The organism is Streptomyces sp. NPDC018029 (assembly GCF_044327655.1).
In the GTDB taxonomy this organism is placed as follows: Bacteria; Actinomycetota; Actinomycetes; order Streptomycetales; family Streptomycetaceae; genus Streptomyces.
On the sequence record NZ_JBIRFV010000004.1, the window covers coordinates 551,450 to 567,306 of the forward strand.

Below are 15,857 nucleotides of genomic sequence, written 5' to 3' on the forward strand. Positions count from 1 at the left end.
AAAGGTGATCCTCTCGGATGTCCTTGGTCTCGCGGGCCGTTGACTCCTTTGTACTCCTGTCCTGGGGTAAGCGGAAGTGGTGGCCGCACTTCTTTACTTTTAGGTTCAAACAGGAGTGAAACAGGCATATGCATTCGACCTGTTTGCGCGGCGTTCGGCTTGCGTGGCCCGGCGTCCAGCCTGTCCGGTCCGGCGTTCAGCTCGCGGCCGGGCGGCGTCGGCTTGCGAGCCAGACGAGGCCCGCCGTGGCCGCGGCGGCACCGACCGCCGCCGCTGCGACGAGGGCGGGGCGCGGCGGCGCGGGCAGGCGCTGCTTCAGGCGGACGGGCCGGTGGAAGTCGAGAATCGGCCACGCGCGCGTGAGGGCCTCCCGGCGCAGTGCGCGGTCCGGATTGACCGCGAAGGGATGCCCGACGGCCTGCAGCATCGGCAGATCGGTCGCCGAGTCGCTGTAGGCGTAGCAGCGGTCGAGGTCGTACCCCTCCGACTGCGCGAGCTCCTTGATGGCCTCCGCCTTGGTGGGGCCGTACGCGTAGTACTCCACCTCACCCGTGAAGCAGCCGTCGTCCCCGACCACCATGCGGGTCGCCACCACCCGGTCCGCGCCCAGGAGCTCGCCGATCGGCTCGACGACCTCCGCGCCGGACGTGGAGACGATGACGACGTCGCGGCCCGCGGCGTGGTGCTCCTCGATGAGGGACGCGGCCTCGTCGTAGATGATCGGGTCGATCAGGTCGTGCAGGGTCTCGGCGACGATCTCCTTGACCTGCTGCACGTTCCAACCGCGGCACAGCGCGGACAGGTATTCGCGCATCCGCTCCATCTGGTCGTGGTCGGCGCCGCCGGCCAGGAAGACGAACTGCGCGTACGCGGTGCGCAGCACCGCTCTGCGGTTGATCAGGCCGCCTTGGTAGAAGGACTTGCTGAACGTGAGCGTGCTCGACTTCGCAATGACCGTCTTGTCCAGGTCAAAGAACGCGGCGGTGCGAGGCAAGGAGTGGTTTTCCACGAGGCCGAGCATAGGCGCCCACCATTCGGCGTAAGCTGAGGCGCGTGGGTTTGCCTGAGAAGGCTCTCGGGTACACCATGGAAGTCACGGATCGTTCGCGACCGTGCTAACCCGGTCTGGCTCCTCCCCCCCCGAGTCGGACCGTGGGGACGACCCCCGCTCTCCCCCCCGGCGGGGGTCGTCGCATGTCCGGATGGGTTTTTGAACCCTCCGTTGATCCTCTTTCGGCCCTTGAGCCGTCCTCTTCGCCGCCTCGACCGGCTTTCGCGACGCACAAGATCCGTCACTGACGGTAGTCGTAGCGCTGCGCTGCGGAAGTCTTGTGAAGGCGGTGTGATGTCACTGGTATGGGTGACCGGGATATTCACAGCCATCGCCTTGTCCACAGTTATTGACCAAGATCCACACCATTTCCCGCCGGGCCGCACGCTGATTCCGCTCGTTCCGCTCGCGAAGTTCATGGCCGGATTGCCTGCCCGGTTCTTCGCGCTCGCGGGGCGCTGCATTCACAGGCTTGCGGCGAAGGGGGATGGGGATCGTGGGTGGAGTCAGTGCGCGTGACGGATCCGCGCCGGCCGACGGACGGCAGGGCGGGCCACTGATCGTCACGGAGGACGTGGAGCTGCTGGACGACCTGCTGCGGCTGTGCGCCGCGGCGGGAGCGCTGCCAGAGGTGCATCACGGCGGCCCCGGGTGCGGGGAGGGCTGGGACGCGGCCCCGCTCGTCCTGGTCGGGGACGACGCCGCGGACCGGATGCGGGGAGCCGTGCGACGGCGGGGCGTGGTGCTGGTCGGGCGGGACCAGGACGACCCGGACGTCTGGCGGCGGGCGGTGGAGATCGGCGCCGACCGGGTGCTGATGCTGCCCGACGGAGAGCAGTGGCTCGTGGACCGCATCGCCGACGTGGCCGAGGGCGTGGGGCGGTCCGCGCTGACCATCGGAGTCATCGGCGGCCGCGGTGGCGCCGGGGCGTCCACACTGGCCTGCGCCCTCGCGGTCACGGCGGCGCGTGCGGGGCGGCGCACGATGCTCGTCGACGCGGACCCACTGGGCGGCGGACTCGACGTGCTCCTCGGCGGTGAGGGCGCCGAAGGACTGCGGTGGCCGGCCTTCGCCGCCTCGCGGGGCAGGGTCGGCGGCGGCGCGCTGGAGGAGTCGCTTCCGGAGCTGCATGCGCTGCGGGTCCTGAGCTGGGACCGGGGCGAGGCGGTCACGATCGCCCCGGAGGCCGTGCGAGCGGTCGTCGCGGCCTCCCGCAGGCGCGGCGGCACGGTGGTCGTGGACCTGCCCCGCAGAGTCGACGAGACGGCCGCGGAGGCGCTGGCGCAGGTGGATCTCGGGCTCCTGGTGGTGCCGCCCGAACTGCGCGCGGTGGCGGGGGCGCGCCGGGTGGCGTCGGCCGCGGGAGCGGTGCTGCGGGATCTGCGGGTGGTGGTCGCACCGGGTGCGGGCCTCGGAGTGGCCGGTGGGCTCGACTCTGAGGAGGTCGCGCGGCTGCTCGGACTGCCACTGGCCGGGGAAGTGCCCTGGGAGGCCGGGCTCGCGGCGTCGCTGGCAGCCGGGAAGCCGCCCGGGGGAGCCGCGCGCGGGCCGCTGGCGCGGTTCTGCACGGCCTTGTGGGAGCAGCTGCCGGTCGACGCCGCGGGAGGGGGCGTATGAGCGCGGTGGTCGGGGCCCGGATGCTGGACGGGGTGCGGCAGTGGCTCGCGGAGAGCGGCACCGAGCCGACCCCTGCGAGGGTCGCCGAAGCGCTGCGGGCCCAGGGCAGGGTCCTCGGTGACACGGAAATCCTCGGCGCCGCGGAGCAGTTGCGGTCGGAGCTGGTCGGGGCCGGCCCCCTGGAGCCGCTGCTCGCGGACGCCTCGGTGACCGATGTGCTGGTCTCCGCGCCCGACCGGGTCTGGGTGGACCGGGGCGGCGGCCTGGAGCTCACGGGAGTCACGTTCCGGGACGCGGCCGCAGTGCGGCGGCTCGCCCAGCGCCTCGCGGCCGTGGCGGGGCGACGCCTCGACGACGCGCGGCCCTGGGTGGACGCCCGTCTGCCGGACGGCACCCGGCTGCACGCCGTCCTGCCACCGGTGGCGGTCGGCTCGACCTGCCTCTCCCTGCGGGTCGTGCGCCCCAAGGCCTTCACCCTCACGGAACTGGTCACCGCGGGCACGGTCCCGCCCGGCGGCGACCGCATCCTGCGGGCCCTGCTCGACGCCCGGCTGTCCTTCCTGATCAGCGGGGGCACGGGCAGCGGCAAGACGACCCTGCTGAGCGCGCTGCTCGGCCTGGTGGGCGCCAAGGAGCGGATCGTGCTCGCGGAGGACTCGGCCGAGTTGAAGCCCGAGCATCCCCACGTGGTCCGCCTGGAGTCCAGGCCGGCGAACCAGGAAGGAGCGGGCCTCGTCGGCCTCGACGACCTGGTGCGTCAGGCGCTGCGCATGCGCCCGGACCGGCTGGTCGTCGGCGAGGTGCGTGGCCCGGAGGTGGTGCACCTGCTGGCCGCGCTGAACACGGGACACGAGGGCGGCTGCGGCACGGTCCACGCCAACGCCGCCTCGGACGTCCCCGCCCGCCTGGAGGCCCTGGGGACGGCGGCGGGACTCGACAGAGCAGCCCTGCACAGCCAGTTGGCGGCCGCGCTGTCGGTGGTGATCCATCTCGTACGGGACCGGGCAGGCCGCCGCCGGATCGCCGAGGTGCATGTGCTGGAGCGGGCGGACTCCGGCCTGGTGGAAACCGTGCCGGCACTGCGCTGGAGCGAGACGGCCTTCACCCGCGAGCGGGGCTGGCAGCGACTGAACACCCTGCTCACTACCACGACTTGGGACGAAGCCCGATGAACGCCTCGATGTGGGCATCCGCCCTCTGCGCGGGAGGCGCGGCCTGGCTGATCGGCTGGCGGAACCACGAGACCCGACGCTCACGAGCGATGTTCGCGAGCGAGGCGTCACACCCTCCCCCGGCCCGGCCCTGGCGTCGCATGGTCGCGGCAGGGCGCGGCCGAATGGGTCACGAGTGGTGGTGTCTGGTGGCCGGGGCGGTGGTCTCGCTGCTGGGGGAGTCCGTGCTGCCGCTGATCGTGGGCGCGGCAGGGGTTCCGGTCGCGGCACGCGTGCGGCGCGCCCGGGACACGGGCCGCGCGCGGGAACGCCGGGCCGAGGCAGTGATCGCGCTGTGCGGAGAAATCGCGGGCGAGGTGCGGGCCGGACGGCAGCCAGGGGAGTCCCTGCGACTGGCCCTGGACGAATCCGACGCAGGCGTGGGATCCGACGCAGGCGTGGGATCCGGCGCAGGCGTGGGATCCGGTGCCGCCCGGAGCGCGGTGCTGGCCGCGGCGCGGTTCGGCGGAGATGTGCCGGGGGCCTTGCGGCAGGCGGCCCAAGAACCGGGCGCCGAGGGGCTCCTGGGGCTCGCGGCGTGCTGGCGGGTGGCGGTGGACCGCGGCGCGGGCCTCGCCGCCGGACTGGAGCGGCTGGAGGGCGCACTGCGCGCCGAGCGGGACCAACGATCCGATCTGCGAGCCCAGTTGGCGGGCGCCCGATCGACAGCCGTGATGCTCGCCGGTCTGCCGGTGCTGGGCCTGCTGATGGGCAGCGCACTCGGGGCGGAGCCGCTGCGGGTGCTGCTCCACACGGGGCCGGGGCTGGCGTGTCTGGCGGCGGGCGGAGCGCTGGAGTGCGCCGGGGTCTGGTGGGCGCTGCGCATCGTACGAGGGGCGGAGGGCCGATGAACGTTTTCCACAGGCTGGGGGTGACCGTGTGGGAAATCGCGGCCGTGCTCTGGCTCGCGCTGACAGCACTGGCCGCGCGACGCGAGAGAACACATCGGCGCCGAGCGGCAAAGGCCTTGAACATACAGAAACCACCTGCACCGCGCCGAACGCCACGATCACCCCGGAGCCGGGAGTTGCTCCTCCTGGCAGGCACGGCGAGCGCTGCCTACGCCCTGGTGGGCGGATGGCCGGGCCTGCTGGCCGGAGCAGCCGTCGCCTACGCCGTCCGGCGACACACCCAACGGAAACGAGCATCCACACAAACGCCGGACGGCACACCCTCGCCGCCACCGGAATCAGCACGACAACTCCCCCTGGCAGCCGACCTCCTGGCGGCCTGCGTCGCGGCGGGAGCAAGCCCGGTATCGGCCGCCCAGGCGGTGGGGGAATCCCTCCAGGGCCCGGTCGGCGCGCGACTGGCACGCGGCGCGGCGGAAGTGAGGCTGGGCGGCGAACCAGCGGATGCCTGGCGGCACTTGGGTGCCATACCCGGCGCCGCTCCACTGGCCCGACTCCTGGAGCGGGCGGGCGAGTCCGGGGCGCCGGCAGCGGACCCGGTGGCCCGCCTGGCCGCGGACGTCAGGGCGGAGCGGGCCCGGCTGGCGACGGCCGGAGCGCGACGAGCAGCGGTCCTGATGACGGCCCCGGTGGGCCTGTGCTTCTTGCCGGCCTTTGTGGCGATCGGAGTGCTGCCGGTGGTGATCGGACTGGCGGAGGGGCTGCTGGGCGCGGGCTGAGGGCTTGGGGCGAGGCGCACGACGGCTGACGCCGGGTGCCGACCTGCTGACAACAAAACGATTACCGCCCACTGAGAACAAACAACTGATGGCCGACAACTGGCGCGATAGGTGAGGAGCTTGGTGATGCTGGGACGACTGAGGCAAGGGCGGACATCGACAAACCGGCGGGGTGGACGTGGACGACGGCTGGGCACGGACGCAGGGATGGTCACGTCCGAGTACGCGATGGGGCTGATCGCGGCGGTGGGCTTCGCCGGTTTGCTCTATAAGGTGGTGACGAGCGGGCAGGTCAAAGCGGCGCTGCAGGCGGTCGTGGAGAAGGCGCTCGATGTTCCGTTCTGATGCCGGGAAGGCCAGGCGGGGCGTGCGCTTCGTCGGGGGCCAAGGGCGCTTCAGGGACCAGGGATTCGTGACGGCGGAGGCGGCAGTGGTGCTGCCGACGCTGGTGCTGTTCACCATGGCGCTGATCTGGACTCTGCTGGCCGCGTCCGCGCACATCCAGTGCGTGGACGCCGCCCGGGCCGGAGCCCGCGCCGCCGCCCGACAGGACCCTGACGGCGCCGTCACCGCGGCGGCACGGCAGGCGGCGCCGCGCGGGGCGAGCGTGTCCGTGCGACGCGAGGGCGACCTGGTGCGGGTCGAGGTGGTGGCGGACGCGCCGGGCCCGCAGGTGCTGGGTCTGGGCCTGCGTCTGCGCTCCGAGGCGGCGGCGTTGGCGGAGGAGACAGTGGGGGTGGGCGCATGAAGTCCGGGAGGTGGCGCGGAGCGGGCCGGGACCGAGGGGCCGCCACCGTGTGGGTGGTCGTCGTGATGGCCGTACTCGGCGTGATCTGCGGCGCCGTGCTCGCCATGGCGCAGGTCGTGGCGGTCCGGCACCGGGCGGGTGGCGCGGCGGACCTGGCGGCGCTCGCTGCGGCGGACCGGTGGGCGGCGGGCTCCGCCGGGGCGTGCGCGGGGGCCGTCCGGGTGGCTGAGGCGCAGGGGGCGCGGGTTGTGCGGTGCGTGGTGCGGGGTGAGATCTCCGAGGTCACGGCGTCCTCTTCGGCGGGTCCCTTCTCCGCGACGGTCAGGTCCCGGGCGGGCCCGGCCTCAACGCCCCCTCCGCCGTACTTCCACGGGTCCGGCCCCGCCCCGTCGGGGTAGGAGCACCGAGACCGCCGCTTCGCGGCGGATGTTTCCCACCCACCCACCCGTTTGCCCCGCGACGCAGCTGCCAGGTAGGAGCAAGGGCGGTGATCCCCCGCCCCAACAAGGCGCACCGCCCTAGCCCTCCCCCGCATCCCGCAACAAAACCGAAAGCAACCGCACCGCGCCCCGCTTGTGTAGAGGGTCGTTGCCGTTGCCGCACTTGGGGGACTGGATGCACGAAGGGCAGCCCGCCTCGCACTCGCAGGAGGCGATCGCCTGCCGCGTGGCCGTCAGCCACTCCCGCGCCGTGTGGAAGGCCCGCTCGGCGAAGCCCGCCCCGCCGGGGTGGCCGTCGTACACGAACACCGTGGGAAGGAGCGTGTCCGGGTGCAGCGGGACGGAGACGCCACCGATGTCCCATCGGTCACACGTGGCGAACAGCGGCAGCATGCCGATGGACGCGTGCTCGGCGGCGTGCAGGGCGCCGCCGAGGATCTCGGGATTGATGCGGGCGGCGTCCAGTTGGTCCTCGGTGACGGTCCACCAGACCGCCCGCGTACGGAGCGTACGAGGAGGGAGTTCCAGTTTGGTCTCGCCGAGCACCTCGCCGGTGAGGACTCTGCGACGCAGGAAGGAGACGACTTGGTTGGTGACTTCGACGGAGCCGTAGCAGAGCCGCCCGGCACCCCAGGGAACCTCGGTGTCCGTCTCCAGGATGGAGATCGCCGTCGTGTCGCGAGCGGTCGTGGAGTAGGGCGGCGAGGCCTCCTCGACCAGGGCCACCGAGTCCTCCAGGTCGAGGTGGCGGACGAGATACGTACGCCCTTGGTGGAGGTGGACGGCACCCTCGTGCACGGTGGTGTGCGAGGCGGACGCGTCGACGGTGCCGAGGAGCCGGCCCGTGCCCTCTTCGACGATCTGGACGGGCTTGCCGCCCTCGCCGCGGATGTCGGTGAGGTCGGCGGCCCGCTCGCGGCGGGTCCAGTGCCAGGCCTTGGTCCGGCGCCGGAGCAGCTTCGCGGCTTCGAGCTGTGGGAGGAGTTCCTCGGCGGTGGGGCCGAAGAGCGCCAGGTCGTCGTCGACCAGCGGGAGTTCGGAGGCGGCGGCGCAGAGGTGGGGCGCGAGGACGTACGGGTTGTCGGGGTCGAGGACCGTGGACTCCACGGGCTGCTGGAACAACGCCTCGGGGTGGTGGACGAGATACGTGTCCAGCGGGTCGTCCCGGGCGACGAGCACGGCCAGCGCGCCCTGCCCCGACCGTCCGGCGCGCCCGGCCTGCTGCCAGAGGGAGGCCCGGGTGCCCGGATAGCCGGCGATGACGACGGCGTCCAGGCCGGAGACGTCGACGCCGAGTTCGAGCGCGGTGGTGGCGGCGAGGCCGAGGAGTTCGCCGGAGTGCAGGGCGCGCTCCAGGGCGCGGCGCTCCTCGGGGAGGTAACCGCCGCGATAGGCGGCCACGCGGCGGACGAGGGAGCGGTCGACCTCGGCGAGGCGTTCCTGGGCGATGACCGAGATGAGTTCGGCGCCGCGCCGGGAGCGTACGAAGGCGACGGAGCGGACGCCCTGGACGGTGAGGTCGGTGAGCAGGTCCGCTGTCTCGGCGGTGGCGGTGCGGCGCACCGGGGCGCCCTTCTCGCCGTGCAGATCGGTGAGTGGCGGTTCCCAGAGGGCGAAGACGAGGTCGCCGCGGGGTGAGGCGTCGTCGGCGACCTCCCGCACCGGCACGCCGGTGAGGCGCTCCGCGGACGCCGCGGGGTCGGCGGAGGTGGCGGAGGCGAGGAGGAAGACGGGCTCGGAGCCGTAGCGGGCGCAGAGGCGGCGGAGGCGGCGCAGGACCTGGGCGACGTGCGAGCCGAAGACGCCGCGGTAGGTGTGGCACTCGTCGATGACGACGTAGCGCAGGGAGCGCAGGAAGGAGGACCAGCGGGGGTGGGAGGGGAGGATCCCGCGGTGCAGCATGTCGGGGTTGGTCAGGACGTAATTGGCGTACTGACGTACCCATTCGCGTTCTTCGAAGGGGGTGTCGCCGTCGTACACGGCGGGGCGCACCGCGTTGCCGAGCGGGGCGGCCAGCTCGCGGACGGCCCGGCGCTGGTCGGCGGCGAGCGCCTTGGTGGGGGCCAGGTACAGGGCGGTGGTGCCGCGGCCGTTGGGCGCTTCGGAGCCGTCGAGGAGGGCGGAGAGGACGGGTGTGAGGTAGGCCAGGGACTTGCCGGACGCGGTGCCGGTGGCGACGACCACGGACTCGCCGTCCAGGGCGTGCTCGGCGGCCTGTGCCTGGTGGGCCCAGGGGTGCTCGATGCCCGCGGCCTGGACCGCGGATATGACCTCGGGCCGGATGCGGTCGGGCCAGACTGCATACCGGGCCGCACGTGGGGGCAGGTGCTCCGTATGAGTGACGCGCGATGCACGGCTCGGCCCCGCGGTGAGCCGGTCCAGAACGGTCCGCGGGGACGTGCGTGCCGGGGCGCCCGCAGCGGGTCCTCCGGGAGGAGAAATTTTGGCCATCGGCATCGAGTGTGTCACTGGCGGGATGGACAATGGTCCGAAGGCGTCGTGCATGCGTGCCTGTAAGTGATTGAATGCCATCGCGGCTGGCGATCCGTCCTGGGGGCTCTGCCGAGGTGTCCCGAGGGATGACCGCTCGATAGCAAGGTGCTGGAGGATCCGTGGACCTGTCCCTGTCGACCCGTACCGTCGGCGATCGTACGGTCGTCGAGGTCGGTGGCGAAATCGATGTATATACCGCGCCCAAGCTGCGCGAGCAGCTGGTCGAGCTGGTGAACGACGGCAGTTTCCATCTTGTCGTCGACATGGAGGGCGTGGACTTCCTCGACTCCACCGGTCTCGGCGTGCTGGTCGGCGGCCTGAAGCGGGTGCGTGCCCATGAGGGCTCGCTGCGCCTGGTCTGCAACCAGGAGCGCATTTTGAAGATCTTCCGCATCACCGGCCTGACCAAGGTGTTCCCGATTCACACCTCGGTCGAGGAAGCGGTCCAGGCCACCGACTGAGTGGTGGCCTCGGCCGAGTGGCTTCGGCCGACCGGAAGTGAGACGTCCCGGGCCCTTGGGTCCGGGACGGCAGTACAGCAGGGGACCGGGCCTGCGGGCCCGGCCCTCTGACAGCACGCGCGTCTGTCGAGGGGGATGCATGGCCACCGTTGAACTCCGCTTCAGCGCGCTGCCCGAACACGTCAGGACCGCCCGCCTCGTGGCGGCCGCGGTGGCGCGCAGGGCCGGGGTGGACGAGGCCGTCCTCGACGAGGTCAGGCTCGCGGTCGGCGAGGCCTGCACGCGTGCCGTCGGGCTCCATCAGAGCAGCGGGGTGGACGCGCCGGTGCGGGTGGCGCTGATCGAGGACGAGAAGCAGTTCTCCATCGAGGTCGGGGACGAGGCGCCGCGTGCGGCGCCCGGCGGCCGGGCGCCCGGTGCGGGGCTCGGCGACGGCGACGACACGGAGCCCGAGGGCGAGGACGAGATGGGCCTCGCGGTCATCAGCGGCCTCGTGGACGACGTGGAGGTCACGTCCGGCGAGTCCGGCGGCCTCATCCGCATGAGGTGGCCCACGGCGCTGCCGACGATCCTGCCCTGACGCGCCCGCCGCCCAGCGGACCTTGTAGGCCCTGTCACCACCACGGTGAACAGGGCCTTTTATTTTGATCATTTAATGGCGCAAGATCTAATTTCACAAGATCGGCGCTCCGCATCTCCCGAGTCAACGGTTTTGAGGCATTACCGCTTTCGGGGCCAATCTTCGAGCCCGATCATTTGCTGAGAAGCAATCTCAGGTCAATTCCGTTTGTGGCGCTCTGTTTTGATCAGGTTCCGCTCCCTACAATCCGTCCACATCTTGAGCTCAGCCCAAGCGTCAAGGAGGACGAATGGCGGGGCTTTCTACCCCTCATCAGTTTGACCACCCCTCAACCTTCGCAGCCGCAGTCCTGACCGACGACAACCGCCTCATCGTGATGGTCATCGCGGCCGTCGCGGTCGCGGCTCTCGTCGTCGCGGGTGTGCTCGTACGACAAGTACTCGCGGCCGGCGAGGGCACCGACAGCATGAAGAAGATCGCGAAGGCGATCCAGGTGGGCGCGAATGCCTATCTGGGACGCCAGCTGCGCACTCTCGGCGTATTCGCCGTCGTGGTGTTCTTCCTGCTCATGCTGCTGCCCGCGGACGACTGGAATCAGCGCGCCGGCCGATCGATCTTCTTCTTGGTCGGAGCGGCGTTCTCGGCGACCACCGGCTATATCGGTATGTGGCTCGCCGTGCGCAGCAATGTTCGTGTGGCAGCCGCCGCCCGAGAGGCCACTCCGGCAGAAGGCGAGCCTGAAAAGGATCTCACCGCCGTATCGCACAAGGCCATGAAGATCGCTTTCCGCACGGGCGGCGTAGTCGGCATGTTCACGGTGGGGCTCGGTCTGCTGGGCGCCTCCTGTGTGGTGCTCGTCTACGCGGCCGACGCGCCGAAGGTGCTCGAAGGTTTCGGCCTCGGCGCCGCCCTGATCGCGATGTTCATGCGCGTCGGCGGCGGCATCTTCACCAAGGCCGCCGACGTCGGCGCCGACCTGGTCGGCAAGGTCGAGCAAGGCATTCCGGAGGACGATCCGCGCAATGCCGCGACCATCGCCGACAACGTGGGCGACAACGTCGGCGACTGCGCCGGTATGGCCGCCGACCTCTTCGAGTCCTACGCCGTGACGCTCGTCGCCGCGCTGATCCTCGGCAAGGTGGCGTTCGGCGACTCCGGCCTCGCCTTCCCGCTGCTCGTCCCGGCCATCGGTGTCGTGACGGCGATGATCGGCATCTTCGCGGTGGCGCCCCGGCGCTCCGACCGCAGCGGAATGACCGCCATCAACCGCGGCTTCTTCATCTCCGCCGTCATCTCGCTCGTGCTCGTGGCCGCGGCGGTCTTCGTCTACCTGCCGTCCACCTACGCGGACCTCGACGGCGTCACGGACGCGGCCATCAAGGGCCACGACGGCGATCCACGCGTCCTCGCGCTCGTCGCCGTCGCCATCGGCATCGTGATGGCCGCACTGATCCAGCAGCTCACCGGCTACTTCACCGAGACCAGCCGGCGGCCCGTGCAGGACATCGGCAAGACCTCGCTCACCGGTCCTGCCACCGTCGTCCTCGCCGGTATCTCCATCGGTCTGGAATCGGCCGTCTACACCGCGCTGCTGATCGGGCTCGGCGTGTACGGGGCGTTCCTGCTCGGCGGTACGTCGATCATGCTCGCCCTCTTCGCGGTCGCGCTCGCCGGTACGGGACTGCTCACCACGGTCGGCGTCATCGTCGCCATGGACACCTTCGGTCCCGTCTCCGACAACGCGCAGGGCATCGCCGAGATGTCCGGCGACGTCGAGGGCGCGGGCGCGCAGGTCCTCACCGACCTGGACGCCGTCGGCAACACCACCAAGGCCATCACCAAGGGCATCGCCATCGCGACCGCGGTCCTCGCGGCCTCGGCGCTCTTCGGCTCCTACCGCGACGCCATCGCGGAAGCGGCCAAGGACGTCGGCGAGAAACTCGGCGACGGCGCCCCGATGAACCTCGTGATGGACATCTCACAGCCCAACAACCTGGTGGGCCTGATCCTCGGCGCCGCGGTCGTCTTCCTCTTCTCGGGGCTCGCGATCAACGCGGTGTCGCGGTCGGCGGGAGCCGTGGTCTACGAGGTGCGGCGGCAGTTCCGCGAGCACCCCGGGATCATGGACTACACCGAGGAACCCGAATACGGGCGCGTCGTCGACATCTGCACCAAGGACGCGCTGCGCGAGCTGGCCACGCCGGGTCTGCTCGCCGTGCTCACCCCGATCGCGGTCGGCTTCTCGCTCGGTGTCGGCGCGCTCGGCTCGTTCCTCGCGGGCGCGATCGGCACGGGCACCCTGATGGCGGTCTTCCTCGCCAACTCCGGTGGTGCCTGGGACAACGCCAAGAAGCTCGTCGAGGACGGCCATCACGGCGGCAAGGGCAGCGAGGCCCACGCCGCGGTCGTCATCGGCGACACCGTGGGCGACCCGTTCAAGGACACCGCGGGCCCGGCGATCAACCCCCTGCTGAAGGTGATGAACCTCGTGGCGCTGCTCATCGCGCCGGCGGTCGTCAAGTTCAGCTACGGGGACGACGCCAGCGTCGGGATGCGGGTGCTGATCGCGGCGCTCTCCATCGTGGTCATCATCGGCGCGGTCTACGTCTCCAAGCGGCGCGGTATCGCCGTCGGGGACGAGGGCAACTCGGGACGCGTGGCCAAGTCGGCCGACCCGGCCGTGGTCTCGTAACCCACTCGGCAACACGCGGGCGGGCGGCGCTTTCTGATGCGCCGTCCGCCCGTCGGCGTGTGCGGGGCGACCCACGAGACCCGTGAGACCCGTGAGTCTTCTCTCGCGGCCCTCCGTACCGTTCCCCCGCTTGGTGCAAATGGCTGCAATAGCGGTGAGGCCGGGCCCCCGACATGCGGATGTCGCCCAGTTGGCGTGTAAGTTCCGGGGCCGAGAGCCACGGAAGGGACCAATCCGGTGAACAAGAAGCTTGCAGCCGCACTGTCCGGCGGTGCGGTACTGGTACTCGCTTTGTCAGGGTGCAGCAGCGACGACGGCAACAAGGAGCTGGACGACTGGGCCAAGAAGGTCTGCGACTCCGTGCAGCCGGAGTCGAAGAAGATCGCGGACGCCAACGCCGCGATCCAGAAGGAGACCTCCGACAACAGCTCGCCGGCCGACGTCCAGAAGACCGACTCCAAGGCCTTCAAGGACATGTCCGACGCCTACAAGTCGATGGGCAGCGCCGTGAAGGACGCGGGCGCGCCGCCGGTCGACGACGGCAAGAAGAAGACGGACGACGCCGTCAAGGAGCTCAACGCCATCTCCAAGTCGTACGGAGACCTCAAGAAGCAGGTCGACGGCTTGGACACCAAGAACCAGGCGGACTTCGCGGACGGCCTCAAGGACGTCGCAGGAGAGCTGGACAAGCTGAGCAAGAGCGGCAACGAAGCGCTGGAGAAGCTGCAGGAGGGGGAGGTCGGCAAGGCGATGGGCAAGCAGGACAGCTGCAAGAGCGCGTCCGCCACGCCCTCCGCCAAGAACTGACCCCTTCCGGCCCACCTTCCCGATGCCCTCGACGCCCAGGCGGCGCCGGGGGCGTCGGCGCACCCGGCGGGCCACAATGGAGGGGTGAGTAACGCCAGCCGCAACGCCAGCCGCAATGCCGGCCTCCCCCTGCCCGCGTCCGACCGTGCCGACGCAGCCGCCGCCCTGCGGGACGCGCTGCTCGCCGCCGACTTCACCGCCGACGGGCTGCTCGAACTGCTCGGCGCCCCCGCCTACACGGCGCTCGCCCGCAGCGAGACCGTGCCGGCGCTGCGGGCCACGCGAGGAGACGGTGCGCTCGCGGCGCTCGTACGTCTCTTCCTGCTCCAGGAATCCGTGCCCCACGCGCGCGTGGCGGACGTTCTCCCCGTCGGCGTACTCCTGGAGAGCGACTGGCTGACCGAGCGGGACGGCGAGCTGTGGGCGACGGTGGACGTGCGGCCGTACGGCGGGCCGGGCGGTGAGGACTGGTTCATCGTCTCCGACCTGGGCTGCGCCGTCGGCGGCGCCGGCGGCATCGGCAGCCACGACGAGGGCGTCGTCCTCGGGGTCGGCGGCGCGTCCACCACCCTGGCCGGCATCACGGTGCGTACGCCCGTCGCGAGCGCCCTCGACCTCGGCACCGGCTCCGGCATCCAGGCGCTGCACGCCGCCCAGCACGCCACGCGCGTGACGGCCACCGACCTGAACCCCAGGGCGCTGCGCTTCACCCGGCTCACGCTGGCCCTCTCCGGGGCCCCCGAGGCGGACCTGCGCGAGGGCTCGCTCTTCGAGCCGGTGGGCGACGAGACGTACGACCTGATCGTGTCGAATCCGCCCTTCGTGATCTCGCCGGGGGCGCGGCTCACCTACCGGGACGGCGGGATGGGCGGGGACGATCTGTGCCGGTCGCTCGTTCAGGAGGCGGGGGAGCGGTTGAACGAAGGGGGGTACGCGCACTTCCTGGCCAACTGGCAGCACGTCGAGGGCGAGGAGTGGCAGGACCGGCTGCGCTCCTGGGTGCCGCGCGGCTGCGACGCCTGGATCGTGCAGCGCGAGGTGCAGGACATCACGCAGTACGCCGAGCTGTGGCTGCGCGACGCGGGGGACCACCGCACGGACCCCGGGCAGTACGCGGCGCGGTACGACGCGTGGCTGGACGAGTTCGAGGCGCGGGGCACGCGCGCCGTCGGGTTCGGCTGGATCACGCTCAGGAAGTCCGGATCCGATGAGCCGTCCATCACTCTCGAGGAGTGGCCGCACCCCGTCGAGCAGCCGCTCGGCGACACGGTCCGGGAGTTCTTCGAGCGGCAGGAGTACCTGCGTACGCACGACGACGCCGCGCTGCTCGCCGCGCACTTCAAGCTCGCCGACGAGGTCGTGCAGGAACAGGTCGGGCTGCCGGGCGCCGAGGACCCCGAGCACGTCGTGCTGCGCCAGAACCGCGGGATGCGGCGGGCCACCAAGGTGGACACCGTCGGCGCAGGGTTCGCGGGCGTCTGCGACGGTTCGCTGAGCGCCGGGCGGATCCTGGACGCCATCGCCCAACTGGTGGGGGAGGATCCGGTGTTGCTGCGGGACCGGACGCCCGCGCAGATCAGGCTCCTGGTGGAGCAGGGCTTCCTGCTGCCGGTCGGGGCGTAGCGCCTGCGCGTACCGCCCCGCGCGGTGGGAGGAAACCGGCCAACATCCCGCTCGTACGGGGCATTTCGGAGCTCCTACGGAACGTTTCGAAGCTCGTACGGGGCATTTCGGGTGGGGTGTACGGCCGGGCCGCTCGCCGTTCACCCCGATTTAGTCCTCCCGATTCCCGTGCGTGCCAGCCTCCCGGCAGGGGAAATCGGCACGGGGAGGCACGACCATGGAGAGCGGACCAGCGATCTTCGCCGGGACGGTGTTCGCACTGTTCGGAGCCGGACTGATGCTGTGGACCGGTGCGCGTGTCGCGCACCGCGCTCCCGTCGCCCAGGGTGTGAACCCCGTCGCATCGGCGACCTTCGCCATGCTCGCGGGAACGGGCGCGCTGCTGCTCGGAGTGTGGTGCTTCACGCGGCTGTGACGTGGTGCCGACGACACGGCGGATCCTCTCCTTCCCGTCGTCGTACGGGCTCCGGCCGCACGGGGCGCCGGAACAGTGGTGGCTACGC

General features: G+C 71.3%; 15 protein-coding genes. 13 read left to right on the forward strand and 2 right to left on the reverse strand.

Annotation, left to right across the window (positions count from 1 at the left end; genetic code table 11):
* Positions 1-196 precede the first annotated feature (196 nt).
* A complete protein-coding gene (locus ACH4D5_RS15445) occupies positions 197-1,021 on the reverse strand; it encodes an HAD family hydrolase (protein ID WP_398302340.1) in 825 nt (274 codons plus the stop codon).
* Between the two features lie 517 nt (positions 1,022-1,538).
* On the opposite strand from ACH4D5_RS15445, the gene ssd reads away from it, so the two are divergent.
* The 7 genes from ssd (at position 1,539) to ACH4D5_RS15480 (ending at position 6,656) form a co-directional block, all read left to right on the forward strand.
* A complete protein-coding gene (ssd, locus tag ACH4D5_RS15450) occupies positions 1,539-2,669 on the forward strand; it encodes a septum site-determining protein Ssd (protein ID WP_398302342.1) in 1,131 nt (376 codons plus the stop codon).
* A complete protein-coding gene (locus tag ACH4D5_RS15455) occupies positions 2,666-3,841 on the forward strand; it encodes a TadA family conjugal transfer-associated ATPase (protein WP_398302344.1) in 1,176 nt (391 codons plus the stop codon). The genes ssd and ACH4D5_RS15455 overlap by 4 nt, the downstream gene beginning before the upstream one ends.
* An 8-nt stretch (positions 3,842-3,849) precedes the next feature.
* Positions 3,850-4,731 (forward strand): type II secretion system F family protein, encoded by an 882-nt coding sequence (locus ACH4D5_RS15460; RefSeq protein ID WP_398302636.1) that lies wholly within the window; start codon positions 3,850-3,852, stop codon positions 4,729-4,731.
* The gene (locus ACH4D5_RS15465) at positions 4,728-5,510 is read left to right on the forward strand and encodes a type II secretion system F family protein (RefSeq protein ID WP_398302346.1); all 783 of its coding nucleotides are present in this window, start codon (positions 4,728-4,730) and stop codon (positions 5,508-5,510) included. The genes ACH4D5_RS15460 and ACH4D5_RS15465 overlap by 4 nt, the downstream gene beginning before the upstream one ends.
* A gap of 207 nt (positions 5,511-5,717) precedes the next feature.
* On the forward strand, positions 5,718-5,855 hold the full coding sequence (locus ACH4D5_RS15470; protein ID WP_355810965.1) for a DUF4244 domain-containing protein: 138 nt from the start codon (positions 5,718-5,720) through the stop codon (positions 5,853-5,855).
* Entirely contained in the window at positions 5,842-6,258 is a 417-nt protein-coding gene (locus ACH4D5_RS15475) for a TadE family type IV pilus minor pilin (protein ID WP_398302348.1), read from the forward strand. The genes ACH4D5_RS15470 and ACH4D5_RS15475 overlap by 14 nt, the downstream gene beginning before the upstream one ends.
* Positions 6,255-6,656 (forward strand): Rv3654c family TadE-like protein, encoded by a 402-nt coding sequence (locus ACH4D5_RS15480; RefSeq protein ID WP_398302350.1) that lies wholly within the window; start codon positions 6,255-6,257, stop codon positions 6,654-6,656. Before ACH4D5_RS15475 ends, ACH4D5_RS15480 begins: the two co-directional genes overlap by 4 nt.
* A 120-nt stretch (positions 6,657-6,776) precedes the next feature.
* On the opposite strand, the gene ACH4D5_RS15485 is transcribed toward ACH4D5_RS15480, so the two are convergent.
* Positions 6,777-9,230: a DEAD/DEAH box helicase gene (locus ACH4D5_RS15485; protein WP_398302352.1), complete on the reverse strand. Its 2,454-nt coding sequence runs from the start codon at positions 9,228-9,230 to the stop codon at positions 6,777-6,779.
* 80 nt (positions 9,231-9,310) lie between these two features.
* Between ACH4D5_RS15485 and bldG the strand changes: the two genes are divergently transcribed.
* The 6 genes from bldG (at position 9,311) to ACH4D5_RS15515 (ending at position 15,769) form a co-directional block, all read left to right on the forward strand.
* On the forward strand, positions 9,311-9,652 hold the full coding sequence (gene bldG, locus ACH4D5_RS15490; protein ID WP_362999272.1) for an anti-sigma factor antagonist BldG: 342 nt from the start codon (positions 9,311-9,313) through the stop codon (positions 9,650-9,652).
* Positions 9,653-9,791: 139 nt separating this feature from the next.
* On the forward strand, positions 9,792-10,232 hold the full coding sequence (locus tag ACH4D5_RS15495; RefSeq protein WP_398302354.1) for an ATP-binding protein: 441 nt from the start codon (positions 9,792-9,794) through the stop codon (positions 10,230-10,232).
* A gap of 289 nt (positions 10,233-10,521) precedes the next feature.
* Positions 10,522-12,924 carry a sodium-translocating pyrophosphatase gene (locus tag ACH4D5_RS15500; protein ID WP_398302356.1) on the forward strand — a complete coding sequence of 801 codons (2,403 nt, stop codon included), beginning with the start codon at positions 10,522-10,524 and terminating at the stop codon, positions 12,922-12,924.
* A 237-nt stretch (positions 12,925-13,161) separates the two neighbouring features.
* Positions 13,162-13,731 (forward strand): small secreted protein, encoded by a 570-nt coding sequence (locus tag ACH4D5_RS15505; protein ID WP_398302358.1) that lies wholly within the window; start codon positions 13,162-13,164, stop codon positions 13,729-13,731.
* Between the two features lie 84 nt (positions 13,732-13,815).
* Positions 13,816-15,354 carry a methyltransferase gene (locus ACH4D5_RS15510; protein WP_398302360.1) on the forward strand — a complete coding sequence of 513 codons (1,539 nt, stop codon included), beginning with the start codon at positions 13,816-13,818 and terminating at the stop codon, positions 15,352-15,354.
* A 217-nt stretch (positions 15,355-15,571) separates the two neighbouring features.
* Complete coding sequence (locus tag ACH4D5_RS15515) at positions 15,572-15,769, forward strand: hypothetical protein (RefSeq protein ID WP_398302362.1); 198 nt, start codon at positions 15,572-15,574, stop codon at positions 15,767-15,769.
* The last annotated feature ends 88 nt before the right edge of the window (positions 15,770-15,857 follow it).